Genomic DNA, 22,197 nt, shown 5'->3' with positions numbered 1-22,197 from the left:
GGACCGTCCGTCCTGGGTGAGAGCGCGGCGCCTGAGGCCGCCCGCGAAACGGGCCGCACAATAGCACCTGAATCTCAGGGGGCAACCGAGTCGCTGCATTGCAGCAAGCCGCGGCGCGCAGGGCGTTGATCCCGGCCGGTTTCGCGCCATCATGGTTGCAGCGGTCCGGAATCGGGAGGGCGCGGCGATGTACAGGCTGTACTGGAACAAGGACACCGGCGCCTTCGCCCCCGACCTCGTGCTGCGCCTGGCCGGCGTGCCCTGCGAGCGGATCCGCGTCGACCACAAGACCGGCGAGCACCGCGATCCCGATTATCTGCGCCTCAACCCGATGGGCGAGATCCCGACGCTGGTGCTGCCGGATGGCACGGTGCTGACCGAATCGGCGGCGATGATCCTGCACCTGGTCGATGCCCATCCCGCGGCCGGGTTGGCGCCGCCTCCCGGCAGCGCCGACCGCGCCCGCTTCGACCGCTGGCTGCTGTTCATGGCGGTGAACCTGTACGGCGCCGTGCTGCGCCAAGCCTATCCCGAGCGCTACACCGCCGACCCCGCCGGCGCGCCGGCGGTGCGGGAGGCGGCGGACCGCGCCGTCGACCGCTACTGGGCGCTGGTCGCCGACGCGCTGATGCCCGGCCCGTTCCTGCTGGGGGAGCGGCGGAGCGCTGTCGACCTGTATCTGCTGCTGCTGCTGACCTGGTACGACTTCCGCGAGGAGATGACGCCGCTCAGCACCCTCTGGAACCGCCTCCTGGCCGACACTGAAGTGGCGGAGGTCTGGAACCAGTACTTCTCCGCATGACGATGTGCCGCAGTGCAGTATAGAAAAGGGTGCGCCAATTTTGTCTGGCGAAATCTCAGATGAGACGCCGCCGATCGGTAGAATTGTTAACGTATAACGCAAATGTTTGAACAGAGTTTCAGACAAATTGCCCTAAATCGGTAATGTTGACGTCTGTCCCCACGCTGCCGGACAGTGCTTGCCTCGTGGGGGGCTGGCCGGACCGAGGCCATTTGTTTTGCGATCCGGCGGCCATAAGCCCCACCGCAACACTTAAGGGGGACCGATCGTGAGACTGAGTCATCTGGCGGCCGCCGCGCTGGCGTCCGTCATCGCCCTTCCCGTGTCCTCGGCCCTGGCCCAGTCGGCGCCCGCGGTCACCAAGGTTTCCGCCAGCACCCTGTCGCTGGGCAATCCGCTCGGCGACCTGATCACGACGCTGATGAGCCTGGACCTGCAGCGCGCGGTCACCGTTAACGGCATCCGCCTGCATCTCGCCGCCCTGCAGCGGATCGCCGACGCCAATGGCGGCACCCGCGCCGCGGGCACGCCGGGCAACGTCGCCACGGTCAACTACCTCAAGCAGCGGCTGCAGCGCGCCGGCTACCGGGTGACGGTGCAGAACTTCGACATCCCGTTCTATGAGGAGCTCGGGCCCGGCACCTTCGCCGAGACGGCGCCGACCCCGAAGACCTTCGTCGAGGACACCGACTTCACCACGATGCCGTTCTCCGGCTCGGGCGACGTCATCGGCCGGCTGGTGCCGACCAACGACATCGAGATCCCGCCGGCGCCGGCGCCGAACTCGAGCAGCGGCTGCGAGGCCGCGGATTTCCCGGCCGCGGTGTCAGGCAACATCGCGCTGGTCCAGCGCGGCACCTGCGACTTCAGCGTCAAGGCGGCCAACGCCAAGGCGGCCGGCGCCAAGGCCGTGGTCATCTTCAACGAAGGCCAGCCCGGGCGCACCGACCTGTTCCCCACCGCCGCCATGGACGTGCCGATCGACATCCCGGTGCTCAAGGCGACGTTCCAGGTCGGCGCCGACCTCTATGCCCAGACCCAGGCCGGCCCGGTGACCGTGCATGTCACCACCAACACGCTGTCCGAGAACCGTCCGACCTCGAACGTCCTCGGCGAGACGTATTTCGGCCGGCCCGACTCGGTCGTGGTGGTCGGCGCCCACAATGATTCGGTGCCCGCGGGCCCGGGCATCAACGACGACGGCAGCGGCACCGCGACCGACCTCGAGGTCGCCGAGCAGCTGGGCCGCCGCCAGCTGCTCCTGCGCAACAAGGTGCGGTTCGCCTTCTTCGGGGCCGAGGAGCTCGGGCTGCTCGGCGCGTTCCACTATGTCGAGTCGCTGAGCGACGCCGAGCGCGCGAAGGTCAAGGTGATGCTGGACTTCGACATGCTGGCGTCGCCGAACTACGTCCGCTTCGTCTATGACGGCAACGGGTCGACCTTCCCGGACGCGGCGGGCCCGAACGGCTCCGGCCTGGTCGAGAACGTGTTCCTGGCCTTCTTCGCCCAGCGCAACCTGGCGACCGATCCGACGGCCTTCGACGGCCGGTCGGACTACGTCGCCTTCACCGATGCCGGCATCCCGGCCGGCGGCATCTTCACCGGCGCCGAGGTGATCAAGACCGAGGCCCAGGCGCGGATCTACGGCGGCACTGCGGGCATAGCCTATGATCCCTGCTACCACCAGGCTTGCGACACCATCGCCAACATCAACAACACCGTGCTCGACCAGTTCTCGGATGCGGTGGCGAACTCGGTCGTGGTGTTCGCCCAGCGGCGCGACCCGGTGGTCGACCCGGTCGGCCTGGCGGCGTCCGCCTCGGCCAAGCGGGTCGCCCGGACGGCGACGAAGGGCGCGCTCTACAAGGGTCCGCTGATGATCCGCTGACGTCGCGTCAGCCGGGTTTCGGGGTCCGGGCGCTCGCGTCCGGACCCCGTTCCGTTTGGTGAGATCAGTAATTTGTCAGGCAATACGCTGGTTATTTTCGAAGCCGTGTAGAAATTGTCAGACGAAAATCGACCGTATCAAATTTCTGCAAATACAGATCAAAACAAGATTCAAAAATTATATTGACGCCTTTCCCAGCGCTGCTGGACAGTGCTGGCCAAGTGGGGGCGGGCCGAAACACGGGCCATTCGATTGCGATCCGGGCGGCCACAAGCCCCACCGCAACGACTTGAAGGGGGACCATCGTGAAACTGCGTCATCTGGCGGCCGCCTTGCTGGCGACCGCCATCGCCATCCCTGCGTCCTCGGCCCTGGCCGCCACCACCAACACCGTCCCGTCGGCGGCCGCCCAGCGCGGCCTGATCGGCGACCTGATCACCGGGCTGATCAGCGCCGACCTGCAGCGGGCAGTTACGGTCGCCGGCATCCGCCAGCACCTGACGGCGCTGCAGGCGATCGCCACCGCCAATGGCGGCAACCGCGCCGCCGGCCTGCCGGGCTACAAGGCCTCGGTCGACTATGTGAAGCAGCGGCTGCAGCGGGCCGGCTACCAGGTCACGCTCCAGCCGTTCCAGTTCGACTTCTTCCTGGAGACCGGCACGCCGGAATTCGCGCGGGTGTCGCCGTCGCCGCGGGCCTATACGCCCAACACCGATTTCGCGACCACGCTCTATTCCGCCTCGACCGAGGTCACCGGCCGGGTGGTGCCGACCAACAACATCGTGCTGCCGCCGACGCCGGAGCCGAGCTCGGCCAGCGGCTGCGAGGCCGCCGACTATCCGCCCGAGACGGCGGGGGCGATCGCCCTGATCCAGCGCGGCACCTGCCCCTTCGCCCAGAAGGCGGAGATGGCGGAGGCGGCCGGCGCCATCGGCGTCATCATCATGAATGAGGGCCAGCCCGGCCGGACCGAGGTGGTCGAAGGCGTCGGCCTCGGCGCGCCCCGGCCGTATCCGGGGGTGTTCACCACCTTCGAGGTCGGCAACGAGCTGTACACCCAGGCCCAGTCCGGCCCGGTGACCGTCCGCATCAAGGTCGAGGCGATCAACGAGCCTAGGACGACCTGGAACGTCATCGCCGACACCCGCTTCGGCAACCCGAACAAGATCGTCACGGTCGGCGCGCATCTCGATTCGGTGCAGGTCGGCCCGGGCATCAACGACAATGGCAGCGGCACCGCGACCAATCTCGAGGTCGCCGAGCAGGTCGGCCGCCGCCAGCTGCTGCTGCGCAACAAGGTGCGCTTCGCCTTCTGGGGCGGCGAGGAGCTGGGGCTGCTCGGCTCGACCCATTACGTCGAATCGCTCAGCGATGCCGAGAAGGCGAAGATCCTGCTGAACCTGAACTTCGACATGCTCGGTTCGCCCAACTATGTGCGCTTCGTCTATGACGGCAACGGCTCCGACACGCCGGATGCCGGGCCGGACGGCTCGGGCCTGATCGAGAACGTGTTCCTGGCCCATTTCGCCCGGAAGAACCTGGCCACCACCCCCACCGCCTTCGACGGCCGGTCCGACTACGGCCCGTTCATCGAGAACGGCATCCCGGCCGGCGGCCTGTTCAGCGGCGCCGAGAACGTCAAATCCGAGGCCGAGGCGCGGATCTATGGCGGCACGGCGGGCCAGCCCTACGACGCCTGCTACCATCAGCCCTGCGACGGCATCGCCAACATCAGCAACACGGCGCTGGACCAGTTCTCGGACGCGGTGGCGAATTCGGTGATCGTGTTCGGGATGCGGGGCGACCCGGTAACCGACACTGCGGAATTCGCAGCCTCGGCCGCCAAGCGCGCGGCGGCAGCCAAGCGCAGCCCGCTGTTCAAGGGCGGCCTGACCATCCGCTGAGGGCGGGGTTTGACGATCGGGGCTGGACGTCACGTCCGGCCCCTTTGCTTTTCGAACAGGATGTCGAGCGTCTTCTCGTATTGCCTCTCCCGCCTGGCGGGAGAGGTCGGACGTCCGCAGGACGGCCGGGTGAGGGCTGGCCCAGGCCTCGACAAACTCCCCTCACCCGGAGCCGCTTCGCGTCTCCGACCTCTCCCGCAAGCGGGAGAGGCAATCGGACTGCACAGACAGCGGTGAGAGACCCCGATCGCGGTCTCCACGGTATCACCCCAGCGCGCGGCCTGTGTCGGGGTCGAACAGGTGCAGCTGGTCCTCCGGCACGGCGAAGGCCAGGCGGTCGCCGTCGCGCACCGGGGCCACGCCGGGCAGCCGGGCCAGCAGCGTCGTGCCGTCGCCCAGCCGGCCATGCAGCACCGTGTCGGCGCCCAGCGCCTCGACCAGCTCGACCGCGACCTCCAGCCGATGTTCCGGGTCGGACGGGCCGTCCAGCGTGAGATGCTCGGGCCGGATGCCGGCGAGAACCTTCCGCCCGCCCAGCCCCGCCGCCCGCTTCGTCGCGACGCGCTGGCCGCCCGGCAGCACCACGCCGTTTCCGTCCGCCGTCACCGTCGCCGGCAAAAAATTCATCGCCGGCGAGCCGATGAAGCCGGCGACGAAGATCGAGGCCGGCTTCAGATACACATCGAGCGGCGGGGCGACCTGCTCGGCCGCGCCGCCATTCATCACCATGATCCGGTCGGCCAGGGTCATGGCCTCGACCTGGTCATGAGTGACGTACAGGCTGGTGACGCCCAGCCGCGACTGCAGCCGCTTGATCTCGATCCGCATCTGGGTGCGCAGCTTGGCGTCCAGGTTGGACAGCGGCTCGTCGAACAGGAACACGGCCGGCTCGCGCACGATGGCCCGGCCCATGGCGACGCGCTGGCGCTGGCCGCCCGACAGCTGGCGCGGCTTGCGCTCCAGCAGGGCCGACAGCTCCAGCGTCCCGGCCGCCTCGCGCACCCGCTTGTCGATCTCGGCCTTGGACAGGCCCTGGATGCGCAGCCCGTAGGCCATGTTGTCGTAGACCGACATATGCGGGTACAGGGCGTAGTTCTGGAACACCATGGCGATGTTCCGGTCCTTCGGCTCCAGCTTGTTCACCACCTGGCCGCCGATCGCGATCTCGCCGCCGCCGATGCTCTCCAGCCCCGCCACCATGCGCAGCAGGGTGGACTTGCCGCAGCCGGACGGGCCCAGCATGACCAGGAACTCGCCGTCGGCGATGACGCAGTCGATGCCCTTGATGGTCTCCTGCGCGGCGCCGGGATAGGTCTTGCGGACCTGACGGATCTCGACTGTCGCCATTACTTTTCGCTCTCGATCAGGCCTTTGACGAACCAGCGCTGCATCAGCAGGACGATCACCACCGGCGGGATGATGGCCAGGATCGTGGTCGCCATCACCAGGTTCCATTCGGTGTCGGCATCGGCGAAGGAGATCATCTTGCGCAGGGCGATGATGATCGTGTTCATGCTGTTGTCGTTGGTCACCAAGAGCGGCCACAGATACTGGGTCCAGCCATAGATGAAGGTGATCACGAACAGGGCCGCGATGTTGGTGCGCGACAGCGGCAGCAGGATGTCGCGCAGGAAGCGCAGCGGGCCGGCGCCGTCGATCCGCGCCGCCTCCACCAGCTCATCCGGGATGGTCAGGAAGAACTGGCGGAACAGGAAGGTGGCGGTGGCCGACGCCATCAGCGGCACGGTCAGCCCGGCATAGCTGTCGAGCAGGCCGAGATCCACGATCACCTGGTAGGTCGGCACGATGCGCACCTCGACCGGCAGCATCAGCGTGACGAAGATCATCCAGAAGAACACCAGCCGCAGCGGGAAGCGGAAGAACACGATGGCGTAGGCCGACAAGAGCGAGATCACGATCTTGCCGACCGCGATCGCCAGTGCGACCACCGTGGTATTGAACAGCACCCGGACCATGTCGATGCCGCCGATCCGGCCCGATCCGCCGAACAGCGCGCCGCCGTAATTGGCCAGGAACTCGCCGCCCGGCACCAGCGGCAGCGGCGGCGACAGGATCGCCTGGGTCGGGTAGGTCGAGGCGATGAAGGTGTAGTAGACCGGGAAGGCGACCAGCACGATCCCGACGATCAGGACGAAATGGGCCAGCAGCGTGCCCAGCGGCCGGTTCTCGATCATGCGTAATGCACCCGGCGCTCGACATAGCGGAACTGGACGAAGGTCAGCGCGATCACCAGCACCATCAGGATCACCGACTGGGCGGCTGATACCCCCATCTGTTGATTCACGAACCCGTCATTGTAGACCTTGTAGACCAGGATCTCGGTCGACTTGCCCGGCCCGCCCGAGGTCACGGCGTGGATGATGCCGAACGTGTCGAAGAAGGCGTAGACGGTGTTGACCACCAGCAGGAAGAACGACACCGGCGAGATCAGCGGGAAGATGATGGTGCGGAAGCGGTGGGCCGGCCCGGCGCCGTCGATCGCCGCGGCCTCGATCAGGCTCTTCGGGATCGCCTGCAGCCCGGCCAGGAAGAACAGGAAGTTGTAGCTGATCTGCTTCCACGCGGCCGCGGCCACCACCAGCGTCATCGCCTGGCCGCCGTTCAGAAGGGGGTTCCAGTCGAAGCCGGCCTGGCGCAGCAGCACCGCCAGCGTGCCCATCGACGGGTTGAACAGGAACAGCCACAGCATGCCGGCGATCGCCGGGGCGATGGCGTAGGGCGACAGCAGCAGTGTGCGGTACAGCCCCTGGCCGCGCACCACCCGGTCGGCCATCACCGCCAGCAGCAGCGCCACCACCAGGGCCGAGACCGCGACCGCGATCGAGAACACGGCCGTGACCTGCAGCGAGTTCAGATAGGCCGGGTCGGCCAGCACCCGGCCGAAATTGTCGACCCCGACGAAGCGGGTCCTAAGGCCGAACGGATCCTCGCGCAGCATCGACTGGCGGATTGCCTGGGCGGCCGGCCAGAAGAAGAACACCACGGTGATCGCGATCTGCGGCGCCACCAGCAGATAGGGCAGGACGGTGTTCGGGAAGATCGCGCGACGATTCATGCGGGGCGGGTCGTGGTGGATGCGTAGGTTGGGTTCGCGGCACGCGAACCCAACAGGGATGCCGGTCGCTGTTGGGTTCGCCGAAGCGAACCCAACCTACGATGCCTTACAGGTCCGCGGCTTCCTTGATCGCGGCGTTGGCGCGCTGGACCGCCTTGTCGAGCGCGGTCTTGGCGTCCTGCTGGCCGTTCAGCATCAGCTCCAGCTCCTCGTTGATGATGTCGCGGACCTGCGGCAGGTTGATCACCCGCACGCCCTTGGAATTGTCGGTCGGCGCCTTGCCCATCATCTGCAGGATCGGGATCTCGCGGCCCGGGTTCTTGTCGTAGAAGCCGGACTTCTTGGTCTCCTCATAGGCCGCCATGGTGATCGGCAGGTAGCCGGATTTCTGGTGCAGCCGGGCCTGGATCGGGGTCTGCGACAGGAACTCGAAGAACTTGGCCACGCCCTTGTATTCGGCGTCCGGATGCCCGGCCAGGACCCACAGGCTGGCGCCGCCCGGGATGGTGTTCTGCGGCGCGCCCGCCGCTTCCGGGTAGTAGGGCAGGGTGCTGGTGCCGTAGTTGATGCCGGATTTGACGATGTCGCCCAGCCCGCCCGAGGACTCCGTCATCATGGCGCATTCGCCGCTGGTGAACTTGATCTTCGCCTCGGAGGTGCGGCCGCCATAGGAGAACACGCCGGCCTTCTGCAGGTCGGCCAGGGTCTGGAAGTGGCGGACATAGAGGTCACTGTTGATCAGCAGTTGCGGGTCCAGCCCGGCCAGGCCGTTCTGCTCGGTGGCGTAGGGCACGTTGTTCCAGGCGGCGAAGTTCTCCTGCTGGATCCAGGTCAGCCAGGTCGAGGTGAAGCCGCAGGGCCAGCCCGCCGCCTTGATCTTCTTGGCCGCGTCGAACAGCTCCGGCCAGGTCTTGGGCGGCGTGTTCTCGTCCAGCCCCGCCTTCTTGAAGGCGTCCTTGTTGTAATAGAGGATCGGCGAGGAGCTGTTGTAGGGGAAGGACAGCAGCTCGCCATCGGCGGTGCTGTAGTAGCTGACCACGCCGCCGAGATATTGCGATTTGTCGAAGGTGACGCCGTCGGCCTGCAGCACCTTGGCCACCGGGACCACGGCGCTGGACGCCGCCATCATGGTGCCGGTGCCGGCGTCGAACACCTGCAGGATGTGCGGCGGCTGGCCGGCGCGGAAGGCGGCGATGCCGGCGTTCAGCGTCTCTGGATAGGTGCCCTTGAACACCGGCACGACCTTGTAGTCGGCCTGGCTGTCGTTGAACTCCTTGGCCAGGGTCTCGACCACCTCGTTGTTCGCCCCGGTCATGGCGTGCCACCACTGGATCTCGGTGGCGGCGAGGGCGGGCAGGCTGACGGTCAGGGCCGCGGCGGCGGCGGCCGTGGCAAGGCGCAGTTTCATGGTGTCTCTCCCCGAATCTTGTGCCTCGGCGCTCTCAGGGCGCCGCATCCCCGCACCATGCCAGCGCGCCGAGGCTTTTGCGACAATTTTCACATCCGCACATCAAGGCGCGTTTCCGCGCCGGCGTGGGGAATGCGACTCAGCGCACGCCCCGGGCCCGCCGCACCGCCTTCTGCCAGCCCTCGTACAGCCGGCTGCGGGTGCCGGCCGGCATCGCCGGCTCGAACAGCCGGTCGCGCTGCCAGGCCTCGGCCACGCCCTCGACCGAGGGGTAGACCCCGGCGGTCAGGCCGGCGAGGTAGGCCGCGCCCAGCGCCGTGGTCTCGATCACCTTCGGCCGCTCGACCGGGGTGTCCAGCATGTCGGCCAGCATCTGGCATAGCCAGTCATTGGCCACCATGCCGCCATCCACCCGCAGCTCCCGCGGCTTCGCGCCGCCATCGGCCGTCATCGCCTCCATCAGGTCGCGGGTCTGGAAGGCCACCGCCTCCAGCGCCGCGCGGGCGATATGGGCGGAGGTCGAATCCCGGGTCAGGCCCAGGATGGTGCCGCGCGCCTCGGGGTCCCAATGCGGCGCGCCGAGGCCGGTGAAGGCGGGCACCAGATAGACCCCGGCGGAATCCTCCACCGACCGGGCCAGGATCTCGCTCTCGGCCGCGTTCTTGATGATCTTCAGCCCGTCGCGCAGCCACTGGATGGTGGCGCCGGCGCTGAAGATCGCGCCCTCGATGGCATAGGTCGGGCGGCCGTCCACCCGGTAGGCGGTGGTGGTCAGCAGGCGGTGCCGCGAGATCTTCGGCTTGTCGCCGATGTTGAGCAGGGCGAAGCAGCCGGTGCCGTAGGTCGACTTGATCATCCCCGGCTTGAAGCAGGCCTGGCCGAAGGTCGCGGCCTGCTGGTCCCCGGCCATGCCGGTGATCGGGATGGCGGCGCCGAACAGGATCTTGTCGGTGGTGCCGAAATGATGCGCGTTGTCATGCACCTCCGGCAGGATCGCGCGCGGCACCCGGAACAGGGCCAGCAGCTCGTCGTCCCAGGCCTGGGTCCGGATGTTGAACAGCATGGTGCGGGCGGCATTGGTGGCGTCGGTCGCGTGCACCCGGCCGCCGGTCAGCCGCCACAGCAGGAAGCTGTCGACCGTGCCGAAGGCCAGTTCCCCGGCCTCGGCCCGGCGCCTGGCGTCCGGCACGTTGTCCAGCAGCCAGGTCAGCTTGGTGGCGGAGAAGTAGGAATCGATGATCAGGCCGGTCTTGGCCTGCACCGCGGTCTCGTGGCCGGCCGCCGCCAGCTCGCGGCAGAAGCCGGCGGTGCGGCGGTCCTGCCAGACGATGGCGTAGTGCAGCGCCCGGCCGGTCTCGCGGTCCCACAGCACGGTGGTCTCGCGCTGGTTGGTGATGCCGATGGCGGCGACGTGGTCGGCGGTCAGCCGGGCGCGGGCGATGGCGTCGCGGCAGGCCGAGACGGTGTCGGCCCAGATCCCCTCCGGGTCGTGCTCGACCCAGCCGTCGGCCGGGTAGATCTGGCGCAGCTCACGCTGGGCGCTGGCCACCGGCCGGCCCTGGGGATCGAACACGATCGCCCGGGTCGATGTCGTCCCCTGGTCGATCGCCAGGACATATGTGCGTCGCCGCATCTCTGTCTTCCCCTGCCCCGACCATGTTCGCAAAACACTATCCGAAGCGCGTTTCCGAACGTCAATGCAACACCGCGAACCCCCGGCGACCGCGGGTCAGTCCTCCGCCGCCTCCAGCGCCGCCACGTCCGGCGCGTCGACCACCGCCCGGCACAGGCCGGGCGCGAAGCCGGCCCGGGCCAGCGCCGCCAGGTCGCGCATCCGGTGCTCAGGCCTGTCGGCCTCGGCCCGGAACGGTCCCAGCTTGCGCCGGCGCGCCAGCCGGATCGCCGCCGTCCGGTCCGGATCGAACCCGGGCGCGCCGCCATACAGGGACAGCGCCTCGGCCGCAACCGTCTCGTCGATTCCCGCCTCGCGCAGCTTGACCCGGATCGCCCGGGTCGACCGGCCGCGGCGGGCCAGGCCGGCGATCCGCATCTCGGCGAATTGCGCGTCGTCCAGCAGCTTCGACCGGGCCATGCGGTCCAGCAGCGCCGCGATCCGCGCCTCCACCGCCTCGACATCGACCTCGGCCCCGGCCTGCAGGGCGCGCCGGATCCGGCGCTGCAGCACCCGGCGCAGCTGACCGGTCGAGGCGGCATAGCGGCCGAGATAATCCAGCGCCGCCCGTTCCAGGGCGGCATCGTCGAGCGCGGGCGGTCGGCGGGGCGGTCGGTCCATGCCCGACACTGCCGCGCCGGGGTGGCCGGTGCCAAGCAGCTTCGTAGGTTGGGCTCGCAGCAGCGGACCCAACAGGATCGGGGTCGTGACGGTGGCGGAATGTTGGGTTCGCCCGAAGCGAACCCAGCCTACGCGCGACCGCTCTCACCCCGATTCCGGTTGAGCCGGCCCGGCGGATCGCCCACCTTGGCATGCCCGACACGACGCCGGACAGGAGCCGATGCCCGAGACCGTGAAGACCTGGCTGGTCCGCAAGCCGATCTCGGCGATCCGCTCCTTCCTCGAGATCGAGGCTGCGGGCGGCATCGTGCTGATGGCGGTGGCGGTGCTGGCGCTGATCGTCGCCAACTCGCCGCTGGCCGGCGCCTATGACGACCTGCTGCATCTGCCGATCGGGTTGCGCTTCGGCAATCTGGCGCTCGAGAAGACGCTGCTGCACTGGGTCAATGACGGGCTGATGGCGGTGTTCTTCCTGCTGGTCGGTCTCGAGATCAAGCGCGAGATCCTGCAGGGCGAGTTGTCGTCGCGCGAGACGCTGATGCTGCCCGGCATCGCCGCGGTCGGCGGCGTGGTGCTGCCGGCCCTGATCTACGCCGTGATCAATGTCGGCGACCCGGTGGCGCTGCGCGGCTGGGCGATCCCGGCCGCCACCGACATCGCCTTCGCCCTCGGTGTGCTGTCGCTGCTGGGCAGCCGGGTGCCGGTGTCGCTGAAGGTGTTCCTGACCGCGCTGGCGATCATCGACGACGTCGCCGCGGTGGTGATCATCGCCCTGTTCTACACCGGCGACATCTCGCTGCCGTTCCTGGCCTGGGCCGTCGCCGGCGTCGCCCTGCTGTGTCTGTTCAACTGGCTCAGGGTGCAGGCGCTGTGGCCCTATCTGGTGGTCGGCGCCGTGGTCTGGCTGTTCGTGCTGAAATCCGGCCTGCATGCCACGCTGGCCGGGGTGGTGCTGGCCTTCCTGGTGCCGCTCGACCGCACCGCGGAGGACGAGGACGAGCCGCCGCTGCTGCGGCTGGAGCACGGGCTGCACGACGTCGTCGCCTTCCTGGTGGTGCCGATCTTCGGCTTCGCCAATGCCGGCGTCTCCTTTGCCGGGGCCAGCCTGTCGAGCTTCCTCGAGCCGGTGCCGCTCGGCATCGCCGCCGGCCTCGTGATCGGCAAGTCGCTCGGCGTCGGCGTCGCCGCCTGGGCGTCGATCCGGCTCGGCTTCGCGGCGCTGCCGGCGGGGGCGACCACGGCCCAGATCGGCGGCGTCTCGGTGCTGGCCGGCATCGGCTTCACCATGAGTCTGTTCATCGGCTCGCTGGCCTTCGAGGACCCGGCGCTGCAGGACGCGACCAAGATGGGCGTGCTGGCCGGGTCGCTGATCGCGGCGGCGCTGGGCAGCCTGTGGCTGCTCGCGGTCAGCCGGCCACGGCCGGGGGGCTCGGAGGGCTGAAGGGCGGGGTGTAGACCCGCACCGCCTTGGGCAGCACCCGGAACCGGGCCGGGGTCTGGGTTGTCACCTCGCCGTCGGTGTTGATGTCGCGCGGCCGGCGGGTGCGGATCTCGACCGACCGGCAGCGGAAGGCGTTGACCTCGTCCCAGCGGCCGTGCCGGCCGGCGCGGAAGGACGGGTACATCAGCGCCAGCCACAGCCAGTGGTCGACCTCGATCGAATAGACGTCGAGCCTGCCGTCGTCCGGCGCCGCGTCCTCGGCGATGGTCATGCCGCCGCCGTAGAAGCGCCCGTTGCCGACCGCGACCTGGATGGTCTTGGCCCGGACCACCTGGCCGTCATCGCCGCGGATCTCGACCGAGAAGCGCTCCAGCCGCCGCACCAGCCGCAGCGCCGCCAGGGCGTAGCCGAAGCGGCCCCAGCGCTTCTTGGTGTCGCCGTCCAGCGACTTCGCCAGCTCGACGCTCATGCCCAGGCTGGCGACGTTGAAGAAGGGCCGGCCATTGACCTCACCCAGGTCGATGCTGCGCAGCCGGCCGTCGACGATGACCTGCGCCGCGGCCACCGGGTCGGCCGGCAGCTCCAGCGTCCGCGCCAGGTCGTTGGCGGTGCCGAGCGGCAGGATGCCGAGCGGCAGGCCGGTCTCCATCAGCGCCGGCGCGGCCCGGTTCAGCGTGCCGTCGCCGCCGCCGATGATGACGCATTCGACCGCGGCGGCGTGGCGCCGGATCAGCGTGTCGACATCGTCGTTCAGCGGCCGCACCGGCTCGACCCCGCCATCGATCAGGGTGCGGATCACGGCGTCGAGGCCGGTCTCGGCCCGGCTGGCCTTCGGATTGACCAGGAACAGCGCCCGGCGCGCGATCATCGCATCGCGGCGAGCGCCGTGCGGCGCAGCGGCGCGCCGGCCAGTTCGTCGATGATCGGGCAGGCGGGGTCTTGGTCGCCGGGGCATTGGTGCACCAGCTTGCCCAGGCTCTCGCGCAGCGCCTCCAGCTCCCGGATCTTGTCGTCGATCTCGACCATCCGGGTCGAGGCCAGCGACTTCACCTCGGACGAGCAGCGCGTCGGGTCCTCATACAGCGTCAGCAGGGCGCGGCACTGCTCGATGGTGAAGCCGAACTCGCGCGACCGGCGCAGGAAGCGCAGCACCTCCAGCGTATGGGCACCGTAGTCCCGATAATTGTTGTCGCGCCGATCGGGCCGGACCAGCCCGATCTCCTCATAATACCGGATGGTCTTCGCCGGCAGGCCCGAATGCCGTGCCGCCTCGCCGATGTTCATCGCCGTCTCCCTCGCCGGTCCAGTGGACCGCATCGGATGCCCGCTGCGCAAGCGCCCGATGCGCCCCGACACCGCTTCCTATGCCCGCGGCCGCCAGCGCCGCAGCAGCAGCGCGTTGGTGACGACGCTGATGCTGCTCAGCGCCATCGCCGCGCCGGCAAGCGCGGGATTGAGCAAGCCCGGCGCCGCCAGCGGCAGCCCGGCCACATTGTACGCAAAGGCCCAGAACGAATTCTGCCGCACCTTGTTCCCGGTCGCCCGGCTGATCGCCAGCGCATCGGCCACCAGCCGCGGGTCCGATCGCATCAGCGTGATCGCCGCCGCCTCCAGCGCCAGGTCGGCGCGCCGCCCATGGCGATGCGGAGATCGGCCTCGGCCGAAGCCGGCCCGTCCGGGGCGACGGCGATGTCGGCCGCTCCAGCGCCAGGTTGACGGTGGCCCCCGGTCATGCAGCCGGGGCAATCCGCGTCAGGACCGGCCCTCGGTCGCCACCAGCGGCTCGGTCTCCGCCATCGGGCTGTCGGGCCGCAGCGCCATCACCTTCTTCCGGGCCAGCGCCCAGCCGACCAGCAGGCCGAGGCCGATCAGCGGCAGCGCCGCCACGGTCAGCGATCCGACCGGGTAGTCCAGCGCCATCAGCACCAGCACGCCCAGCAGGAACAGGAGCGTGATCCAGGTGCTGACCGGCGCTCCCGGCATGCGGAAGGACACGGGATCGGCCTCGCCCCGATGGATCGCCCGGCGCAGCATCAGCTGGCAGACCAGGATGAAGGCCCAGGTGCTGATGATGCCGAGCGAGGCGATGTTCAGCACGATCTCGAACACCTGCGACGGCACGATGTAGTTCAGCACCACGCCGACGGCGTAGATCGCGACCGTCACCAGGATGCCGGCATAGGGTACCTTGCGGGCGTTCATCCGGGCGACGAATTCGGGCGCCGACCCGCCCATCGCCAGCGACCGCAGCACCCGCCCGGTGGAGTAGAGGCCGGAGTTCAGGCTGGACAGCGCCGCGGTCAGCACCACGATGTTCATGATCGTGCCGATGCCGGGTACGCCGAGCGCGCCGAAGAAGGTGACGAAGGGGCTGGTGCCGGCCTGGTACGCGGTCCAGGGCAAGAGCAGCACCAGGAGGACGACCGAGCCGACATAGAACAGCGCGATGCGCCAGATCACGCTGTTGATCGCCCGCGGCAGGATCTTGCGTGCATCCTCGGCCTCGCCGGCGGCGGTGCCGATCAGCTCGATCCCGGCATAGGCGAAGACCACGCCCTGGACGATGACCACGGCGGGCAGGATGCCGTGCGGGAAGATGCCGCCATTGTCGGAGACCAGCTGCAGCCCCGACGCGTGGCCGGCGACATCCATGCCGCTGCCGAGGATCAGGGTGCCGACCACCAGGAACAGCACCAGCGCCGCCACCTTGATCAGCGAGAACCAGAACTCCATCTCGCCGAACCATTTGACCCCGACCAGGTTCATCACCGTGACGACGCCCAGCGCCGCCAGCGCGAACAGCCATTGCGGCACGTCGCCGAACATCGGCCAGTACTTCATGTACAGGGCCACGGCGGTGATATCGACGATGCCGGTCATCGCCCAGTTCAGGAAGAACATCCAGCCGGCGACGAAGGACGCCTGTTCGCCGAGGAACTCGCGGGCATAGGAGACGAAGCTGCCGGAGGTCGGGCGGTGCATCACCAGCTCGCCCAGGGCGCGCAGGATCAGGAACGAGAAGAAGCCGCAGACCAGGTAGACCAGGGCCAGGGCCGGGCCGGCCAGCTGCAGCCGGCCGCCGGCGCCGAGGAACAGCCCGGTGCCGATGGCGCCGCCGATGGCGATCATCTGCACCTGCCGGGATTTCAGGCCCTTGTGATAGCCCTCCTCATGGGATTCGAGCCAGGCTCGCTTGTCGGTGGCGGGGTCGCGGGCGGCCCTGAAGGCCGGCGAGGCGATCTTGGTCATCTGGTCTTCCGCTCTCGTTCTTGGGCTTGTTTTTTTGATTGCGCCGCGGCGACCCGCGGGGGCGCGACGCTAGGATGCGATGGAAGTCCTTGTCAAACGCGAGTGCTGAGATTGCTGTCGGCGGTCATCGGAAGTCTGGGATTTCCGCCGGACTTCGCGGTGAAATCTCAACTTTGTCTCGAAACCTTCATATTCGAATCAGCTTCGATCCGCGTGATCAGCTTGCGCAGCAGGCCGGCCAGCGCCGCGCGCTCCTCCGGGTCCAGCGCCTGCAGCACGGCGGCTTCCTGGGCCATGTCGGCGCGGAAGGCGGCTTCGGCCCGCGCCGCGCCGTCTGCGGTCAGGCCGACCAGCACGCTGCGTCCGTCCTGCGGTGACTTCTCGCGCCGGATCAGCCCCGCCTTCTCCAGCCGGTCCAGCCGGTGGGTCAGGCCGCCCGACGACATCATCAGCGCGGTGTACAGCTCGGTCGGCGTCAGCCGGTAGGGCGGTCCGGACCGGCGCAGGGTGCCGATCACGTCGAACTCGCCGCGGTCGAGGCCGAAGCCGGCGAAGGTCGCCTCGATGTCGCCGCGCACCAGGTTCGACAGCCGGTAGGCCCGCCCCAGCACCGCCATCGGCTCGGTGTCGAGGTCGGGCAGCTCCCGCGCCCATTGCCGGCGCAGCCGGTCGACATGGTCCTCGGTCCCGTCGGTTCCGTCCGTCATCCGTTCCTCCGCACCTGCAGGCGACACATACGCCTTCCACGGCGCCTTCCCAAGATATCTTGACGAGAAGATAATTCGCAAATATATCTTCTCGAGAAGATAAATCCATCGCGGGGAGGATCTCGAATGTTCCAGGTTCGTCGCCATCAGGAGCCGCAGCCGGGCCAGAGCCGGACCGTCCGCTTCGAGGGCCGTGACTTCGGCAGCGCGGTGTCGTGCTTCCTGGTCGATGCGGCGCCGGGCCAGGGATCGGCGCTGCATGTGCACCCCTATCCCGAGACCTGGATCGTCCGGCAGGGCGAGGCCGAGTTCACCGTCGGCGGCGAGACGACGAAGGGCTATCCGGGCGACATCGTCGTCGCCGCCGCCAATGTGCCGCATCGCTTCGAGAACACCGGCACCGGCCGGCTCGAGCTGATCGGCATCCATCCCAGCGACACGATCGTGCAGGCGCCGGCGTGACGTGAACCGTCCCTCGGGGGACGAGAAGGAGAGCTGCAATGCCCAAGATGATCTTCGTGAACCTGCCGGTGGCGGATCTCGCCGCCTCGATCCGCTTCTACGAGGCGATCGGCTGCCGCAAGAACGATCAGTTCAGCGACGACCGTGCCGCCTCGATGGTCTGGTCCGACACCATCACCTTCCAGCTGCTGACGCAGGCCTACTTCCAGACCTTCGCGCCGCGGCCGCTGGCGCAGCCGCGGGAGGCGATCGGCATGCTGATCGCCCTGTCGCGCGACAGCCGGGCGGAGGTCGACGCCATCACCGAGGCCGCGGCGGCGGCCGGCGGCAGGGCCGACATCCGCGAGCGCCAGGACCTGGGCTTCCTGTACGGCCGCACCTTCGAGGACCCCGACGGCCATGTCTTCGAGCCGATGTGGATGGACATGGCCGCGGCGGGATGATCAGGCCGGAAGCCGCCTATTTCGCCAGGGTGTAGGCGATGACGTAGTCGCCGATCCTGGTGCCGAAGGACCCGTGCCCGCCGGCGGCGGTGACGACGTACTGGCGGCCGTCGACGGCGTAGGTCATCGGCGTCGACTGCCCGCCCGCCGGCAGGCGGTCCTGCCACAGCTGGTCGCCATTGGTCACGTCATAGGCCCGGATGTAGTAGTCCGAGGTCGAGGTCAGGAAGGCGACGCCGCCGGCGGTGGTCATCGGCCCGCCCAGGCTCGGCACGCCCATCTCGATCGGGATCGGCAGCGGCGCGCTGTCGCGGATGGTGCCGTTCTTGTGCATCCAGGCGATCTTCATCGTCTTCAGGTCGATCGCGGCCATGTAGCCCCAGGGCGGGCGCAGGCAGGGCAGCCCGACCGGCGACAGGAACGGGTGCAGGACGACGCCATAGGGCGTGCCGTACATCGGCTGGACGCCGATCTCGCTGCCGGAGGGGTGCGCCTCGTTCGGCGCCGCCGGGTTGTCCGGGCCGCGCGGCAGCAGCTTGGACACGAACGGGATGGCGATCGGGTTGGCGATGGCGATCTGCCGGACCGGGTCGACGGCGATGCCGCCCCATTCGAACATGCCGAGATTGCCCGGGAACACCAGGGTGCCCTGCAGCGAGGGCGGCGTGAACGTGCCTTCGTAGCGCATCTGGTGGAACAGGATGCGGCAGGCCAGCTGGTCGAAGATCGTGGCGCCCCACATGTCGGCCCCGGTCAGCAGCGCCTCCGGGCGGAAGGTCAGCTCGGAGAAGGGCTGGGTCGGCGACAGGCGGTCGCCCGGGGCGGGGCCCTGCGGCACCGGCCGCTCCGGCGCCGGCACGATCAGCTCGCCGGTCCGCCGGTCCAGCACGAACAGGTTGCCGGTCTTGGCCGGCTGCAGCACGGCCGGGCGCACGCCGTCCGGCCCGGCCAGGTCGACCAGGCTGGGCTGCGACGGCGGGTCCATGTCCCAGAGGTCATGATGCACCGTCTGGTAATGCCAGACGCGCTTGCCGGTGTTGATGTCGAGCGCCACCAGCGAACTCGAATAGCGCTCCGATTCCGGGGTGCGGTTGCCGCCCCAGATATCCGGCGTCTGCACCCCCATCGGCACATAGACCAGGCCCAGCTTGGGGTCGTAGGACGCGGTCATCCACGAATTCGGCGAGTTGTTGGTGTAGGTGTGCGTGGCGGAGGGCAGGGCGTTCTCGTCGGCCGCCCCGGCGTCCCAGGCCCAGACCAGCCGGCCGGTGTGGATGTCGAAGCCGCGGATGACGCCCGAGGGCGCCTGGGTCGAGTAGTTGTCGATGACGGCGCCGGCGATGACGATGATCTTGTCGCCGACCACCGGCGGCGAGGTCGGCTCGTAGAAGCCGGCCGTCTGCACGCCCATCCCCTCCTGCAGCTTCAGGGTGCCGTGGTCGCCGAAGCTCTGGCAGGCGGCGCCGGTGTCGGCATCCAGCTTGATCATGCGGCCGTCATTGACCGGCAGGAAGATTGCATGCCGGCACTCGGCCGGCGCCGGCGCCCCGGTGGTGTCGACTGCCCCGGCCGCGGTCTCGTGGTAGGAGACGCCCCGGCAGGTCAGGTGCTGGAAGGTCGGATCGGACTTCAGCTGCGGATCATAGGACCAGCGCAGCGTGCCGGTCTTGGCGTCCAGCGCGAACAGGCGCTGGTGCTGCGAGCAGAGGTAGAGCGTGTCCCGCACCTTGATCGGCGTGACCTCGAAGGTGGTTTCGCCGGGATCGTTCTCGCCGGGCAGGTCGCCGGTGCGGAAGGTCCAGGCGACCTTCAGCTCCTTGACATTGGCCGGGGTGATCTCGGCCAGCGGCGAATAGCGCTGCCCGGACTGGGTCCGGCCATAGCTGCGCCAGTCCTCGTCGGGCTGGCCGGCCGGCGGCTGCGGCGGTGCGCCGGACGCGGCGATCGTGCCGTCGATCCGGTGATAGGTGGACAGCAGGCCAATCGCCAGCACCACCACGCTCGCGGCCATCCCGGCCCACAGCGGCAGGGTCATGGCCCCGCGGGGCGTCCCGGCCGGATCGCCGAGGCCACGCGTGACCCACGGGGTCAGCAGCCACAGCCCCAGCAGGAAGACGACATCGCCGCGGGCCGCCAGCGGCCACCAGTCGAAGCCGATCTCGGCGACCGCCCAGGCCAGCGTTCCGATCAGGACGGCGGCGAAGACCCACAGGGCCGTCGGCCGCCGGGCCGCCAGCAGCGCGCCGGTGGCCAGGATGCCCAGGCCGGCAAGGAGGTAGTAGAGCGAGCCGCCGAGACCGGCGAGCCAGGCGCCGCCCGCCGCCAGCGCCAGGCCGATCAGGCCGTAGACCAATCCCGACACCAGCAGGATCGGTCGCGATCTCGAAGCAAACGGCATCTCTGGATCCCCGCTCTGATCTGTCGGTCGCCGGGCCATCGGCGATGGACCGGATGCATCTCCAGAACGGCCCCCCAGCCATCATTGTCGCGATTGTCCATCGATCGCGATGTGCGGTCGAGCGGCAAACACCCGGGCGGCCGGCATCGATCCGCGTCGGACCTCTCCCGCTTGCGAGACCTTTTCAGAACGCGCGTCCCTCGCCGGCATGGCGAGGAAGGGCAAGGAGAGTCGGCCTCAAGAGGGGATGGTATGAACCCGGTAGCCCGCAAGAGGAGGGGGCAGGGCTGTCGGAGGCCGTCAGAGCGGCTGGAGAGCCGCTCTCCGCGGCGTCAGGCCGCCGCCTGGCTCGCCGGCTGGATGTCGTAGACCTCGAGCGGCGCGCTCTTGCCTTTGAGGATGATCGGGTCGAGGGCGTGGGAGATCAGCGGCAGATCGGCGCGCGACGCCGCCGCCTCGACCACGGCCGCGGCCGCCAGCGTCTGGCCCGGCTTCGCCGCCGAGCACAGGCGCGCGGCAACATTGACGTGGTCGCCGAGCACGGTGAAGTCCATCCGGTCCCGCGCGCCGATCGCGCCCATGACGACCTCGCCCATGTCGATGCCGATGCCGATCGCAAGGTTCCGGTCGGGGCTGGCCGCCGAGGCCTCGGCCATGTGCCGCTGCATCGCCACGGCGCAGCGCAGCGCGTCCGCGGCCATGGCGGGCCCCTGGAACACGGCCATGACCTGGTCGCCGACGAATTTGTCGATGTCGCCATTGTGGCCGGCCACCAGGTCGGCCTGCGCCGCCAGATAGAAATTCAGCGTCTCGACCACCGTTTCCGGGTCGCGGCTCTCCGCAAACGCCGTGTAGCCGCGAATATCGGCGAATAGGATCGCAACCTCGCAGCGGCTTCCGCCCAGGTGAACGCCAGTTTCGTCCGAATGCTGGATGGCGTCCATCGTGCCGTGAGACACGAATTTGGCGAGCTCGAAGCGCTCGTTGATCTGCACGATCATGTTGTTGATGCGCTTGGCCAGATCGCCGATCTCGTCTCTGGAATGCACGGTCCGGACCTGGACCCGGTAGTTGCCCTTGGCCACCTCGGTCGCGGCCTCACCGATCGCCAGGATCGGGCGGCTGATGCGGTGGGCGAACACCGCCGCGCCCAGGACCGCGACGGCCAGCCCGCCGATCAGCCAGAAGACCAGGCTCTCGATCATGACATCGGCGGCGTAGTAGGCGTCCGCCTCCTTCTGCTCGACGACGACGGCCCAGTCGAAGCTTCGCGTGAAGGCGAAGGTTCCCAGCATCGGGGTGCCGTCCGGCCGCAGATAGGTTTCGACGCTGATCGCGCGGGAGCGGTTGCCGTCGCGCGCGGCCAGCGCTTCGCTGATGATGTCGCGCCGGCCCAGCTGCTTGACCCGGCCCGACTCGTCCAGCTCGGGATCGAACAGCTTCCGCCCTTCCGCGTCGACCGTGGTGATCATGCCGACCTGGCGGAACGGCTGGCTCTCGATGAAGCCCCGGATCCGGCCGAGATCGATCTTGGCCGAGAGCACGGCGCGCGCGCCGCTGAACCGGGTATCGAGCGGCAGGATGACGGTCGCGAGCCAGGATTCGGTCTTCGGTTCATAGTCGACGGCGGTGACCCACGCGGCCATCTCGCCATCGGGCGCCGCCGCGGCCAGCATCACCTCCGGTGCTGCCCGCAGCACGTTCAGGGGCTGGATGCCTGCCTCGGTAAGCCTCGTGCTGAACCGGTTCTGCGAGATCACCAACGGCAGCCGGCCGCCGTCGAGGGTGATCTGCAGGGCGACGATGTCCGGCAGCTGGGCGATGCCATGGGTGAGGATGGCGACCTTCTCGCCGACGCTGATCTTATCGCTGTCGATGGCGCTGCGGATCAGCAGCAGGGGGGCCAGCCAGGCGCGTTCATAGATGTCGTCGATCTGGCCTGTCACCTCGCGGACGGTGGTGACCAGCCGCTCATTGGCCGCGCTCTTCATCTCGTCCCGGGCGATCCGGATCAGCGACTGTCCGGCGAAGAGGAGCGGAAACGCCGCGATCAGCACCGAAAACAGCAGCAGCTTGCGGCGGAGGCTCAGCGACAGGAGCTTGCGGCGGAGGCTCAGCGACATGAC

At 68.8% G+C, this 22,197-nt stretch carries 19 protein-coding genes; 6 read left to right on the top strand and 13 right to left on the bottom strand.

What is annotated here, in order from left to right; genetic code table 11:
- Window positions 1-187 precede the first annotated feature (187 nt).
- The 3 genes from FFK22_RS30590 to FFK22_RS30580 all read left to right on the top strand — a co-directional run bounded on the left by FFK22_RS30590 (window position 188) and on the right by FFK22_RS30580 (window position 4,594).
- Window positions 188-802, top strand: coding sequence for a glutathione S-transferase family protein (locus FFK22_RS30590; protein WP_186002738.1), 615 nt, complete (start codon window positions 188-190; stop codon window positions 800-802).
- Between the two features lie 268 nt (window positions 803-1,070).
- Window positions 1,071-2,690, top strand: a complete 1,620-nt coding sequence (locus FFK22_RS30585; RefSeq protein ID WP_138888111.1) for a M28 family peptidase — start codon at window positions 1,071-1,073, stop codon at window positions 2,688-2,690.
- A 305-nt stretch (window positions 2,691-2,995) separates the two neighbouring features.
- Entirely contained in the window at window positions 2,996-4,594 is a 1,599-nt protein-coding gene (locus FFK22_RS30580; protein WP_138888110.1) for a M28 family metallopeptidase, read from the top strand.
- A 264-nt stretch (window positions 4,595-4,858) separates the two neighbouring features.
- On the opposite strand, the gene ugpC is transcribed toward FFK22_RS30580, so the two are convergent.
- The 6 genes from ugpC to FFK22_RS30550 all read right to left on the bottom strand — a co-directional run bounded on the left by ugpC (window position 4,859) and on the right by FFK22_RS30550 (window position 11,371).
- Window positions 4,859-5,941 (bottom strand): sn-glycerol-3-phosphate ABC transporter ATP-binding protein UgpC, encoded by a 1,083-nt coding sequence (ugpC, locus tag FFK22_RS30575; protein WP_138888109.1) that lies wholly within the window; start codon window positions 5,939-5,941, stop codon window positions 4,859-4,861.
- Entirely contained in the window at window positions 5,941-6,789 is an 849-nt protein-coding gene (ugpE, locus tag FFK22_RS30570) for a sn-glycerol-3-phosphate ABC transporter permease UgpE (RefSeq protein ID WP_138888108.1), read from the bottom strand. Before ugpE ends, ugpC begins: the two co-directional genes overlap by 1 nt.
- Window positions 6,786-7,670 (bottom strand): sn-glycerol-3-phosphate ABC transporter permease UgpA, encoded by an 885-nt coding sequence (ugpA, locus tag FFK22_RS30565; protein ID WP_138888107.1) that lies wholly within the window; start codon window positions 7,668-7,670, stop codon window positions 6,786-6,788. Before ugpA ends, ugpE begins: the two co-directional genes overlap by 4 nt.
- 106 nt (window positions 7,671-7,776) lie before the next feature.
- A complete protein-coding gene (gene ugpB, locus FFK22_RS30560) occupies window positions 7,777-9,078 on the bottom strand; it encodes a sn-glycerol-3-phosphate ABC transporter substrate-binding protein UgpB (RefSeq protein WP_138888106.1) in 1,302 nt (433 codons plus the stop codon).
- Window positions 9,079-9,217: 139 nt separating this feature from the next.
- Window positions 9,218-10,711, bottom strand: coding sequence for a glycerol kinase GlpK (gene glpK / locus FFK22_RS30555; protein WP_138888105.1), 1,494 nt, complete (start codon window positions 10,709-10,711; stop codon window positions 9,218-9,220).
- Window positions 10,712-10,807: 96 nt separating this feature from the next.
- Window positions 10,808-11,371 carry a regulatory protein RecX gene (locus FFK22_RS30550; protein ID WP_138888104.1) on the bottom strand — a complete coding sequence of 188 codons (564 nt, stop codon included), beginning with the start codon at window positions 11,369-11,371 and terminating at the stop codon, window positions 10,808-10,810.
- A gap of 220 nt (window positions 11,372-11,591) precedes the next feature.
- Here FFK22_RS30550 and nhaA point away from each other — a divergent pair, with 220 nt between their 5' ends.
- The gene (gene nhaA, locus FFK22_RS30545; RefSeq protein WP_138888103.1) at window positions 11,592-12,812 is read left to right on the top strand and encodes a Na+/H+ antiporter NhaA; all 1,221 of its coding nucleotides are present in this window, start codon (window positions 11,592-11,594) and stop codon (window positions 12,810-12,812) included.
- Here the strand turns inward: nhaA and FFK22_RS30540 are convergent.
- The 5 genes from FFK22_RS30540 to FFK22_RS30520 form a co-directional block, all read right to left on the bottom strand.
- Window positions 12,778-13,680 (bottom strand): lipid kinase, encoded by a 903-nt coding sequence (locus FFK22_RS30540; protein ID WP_138888102.1) that lies wholly within the window; start codon window positions 13,678-13,680, stop codon window positions 12,778-12,780. The two genes, nhaA and FFK22_RS30540, sit on opposite strands and share 35 nt — an antisense overlap.
- A complete protein-coding gene (cueR, locus tag FFK22_RS30535) occupies window positions 13,677-14,096 on the bottom strand; it encodes a Cu(I)-responsive transcriptional regulator (RefSeq protein WP_138888101.1) in 420 nt (139 codons plus the stop codon). The genes FFK22_RS30540 and cueR overlap by 4 nt, the downstream gene beginning before the upstream one ends.
- Window positions 14,097-14,174: 78 nt before the next feature.
- Window positions 14,175-14,402, bottom strand: a complete 228-nt coding sequence (locus tag FFK22_RS30530) for a hypothetical protein (RefSeq protein ID WP_373683765.1) — start codon at window positions 14,400-14,402, stop codon at window positions 14,175-14,177.
- Between the two features lie 162 nt (window positions 14,403-14,564).
- Window positions 14,565-16,061: an L-asparagine permease gene (gene ansP, locus FFK22_RS30525; protein WP_138888100.1), complete on the bottom strand. Its 1,497-nt coding sequence runs from the start codon at window positions 16,059-16,061 to the stop codon at window positions 14,565-14,567.
- 167 nt (window positions 16,062-16,228) lie between these two features.
- Window positions 16,229-16,768, bottom strand: coding sequence for a MarR family winged helix-turn-helix transcriptional regulator (locus FFK22_RS30520; RefSeq protein ID WP_138888099.1), 540 nt, complete (start codon window positions 16,766-16,768; stop codon window positions 16,229-16,231).
- A gap of 126 nt (window positions 16,769-16,894) precedes the next feature.
- On the opposite strand from FFK22_RS30520, the gene FFK22_RS30515 reads away from it, so the two are divergent.
- Together FFK22_RS30515 and FFK22_RS30510 are read left to right on the top strand one after the other, a co-directional pair.
- Window positions 16,895-17,230, top strand: a complete 336-nt coding sequence (locus tag FFK22_RS30515) for a cupin domain-containing protein (protein ID WP_138888098.1) — start codon at window positions 16,895-16,897, stop codon at window positions 17,228-17,230.
- Window positions 17,231-17,268: 38 nt separating this feature from the next.
- Window positions 17,269-17,673 (top strand): VOC family protein, encoded by a 405-nt coding sequence (locus FFK22_RS30510; RefSeq protein ID WP_138888097.1) that lies wholly within the window; start codon window positions 17,269-17,271, stop codon window positions 17,671-17,673.
- Window positions 17,674-17,689: 16 nt separating this feature from the next.
- Here the strand turns inward: FFK22_RS30510 and FFK22_RS30505 are convergent, their stop codons facing one another.
- Together FFK22_RS30505 and FFK22_RS30500 are read right to left on the bottom strand one after the other, a co-directional pair.
- Window positions 17,690-20,071: a glucose/quinate/shikimate family membrane-bound PQQ-dependent dehydrogenase gene (locus FFK22_RS30505; protein ID WP_138888096.1), complete on the bottom strand. Its 2,382-nt coding sequence runs from the start codon at window positions 20,069-20,071 to the stop codon at window positions 17,690-17,692.
- 332 nt (window positions 20,072-20,403) lie between these two features.
- Window positions 20,404-22,194: an adenylate/guanylate cyclase domain-containing protein gene (locus FFK22_RS30500; RefSeq protein WP_138888095.1), complete on the bottom strand. Its 1,791-nt coding sequence runs from the start codon at window positions 22,192-22,194 to the stop codon at window positions 20,404-20,406.
- Window positions 22,195-22,197: the final 3 nt, after the last annotated feature.

The organism is Mycobacterium sp. KBS0706 (genome assembly GCF_005938675.2).
Classification (GTDB): Bacteria; Pseudomonadota; Alphaproteobacteria; order DSM-16000; family Inquilinaceae; genus Inquilinus.
The sequence above is the reverse complement of the archived record's forward strand: the minus strand, read 5'-3'. Positions and strand labels throughout refer to the sequence as shown.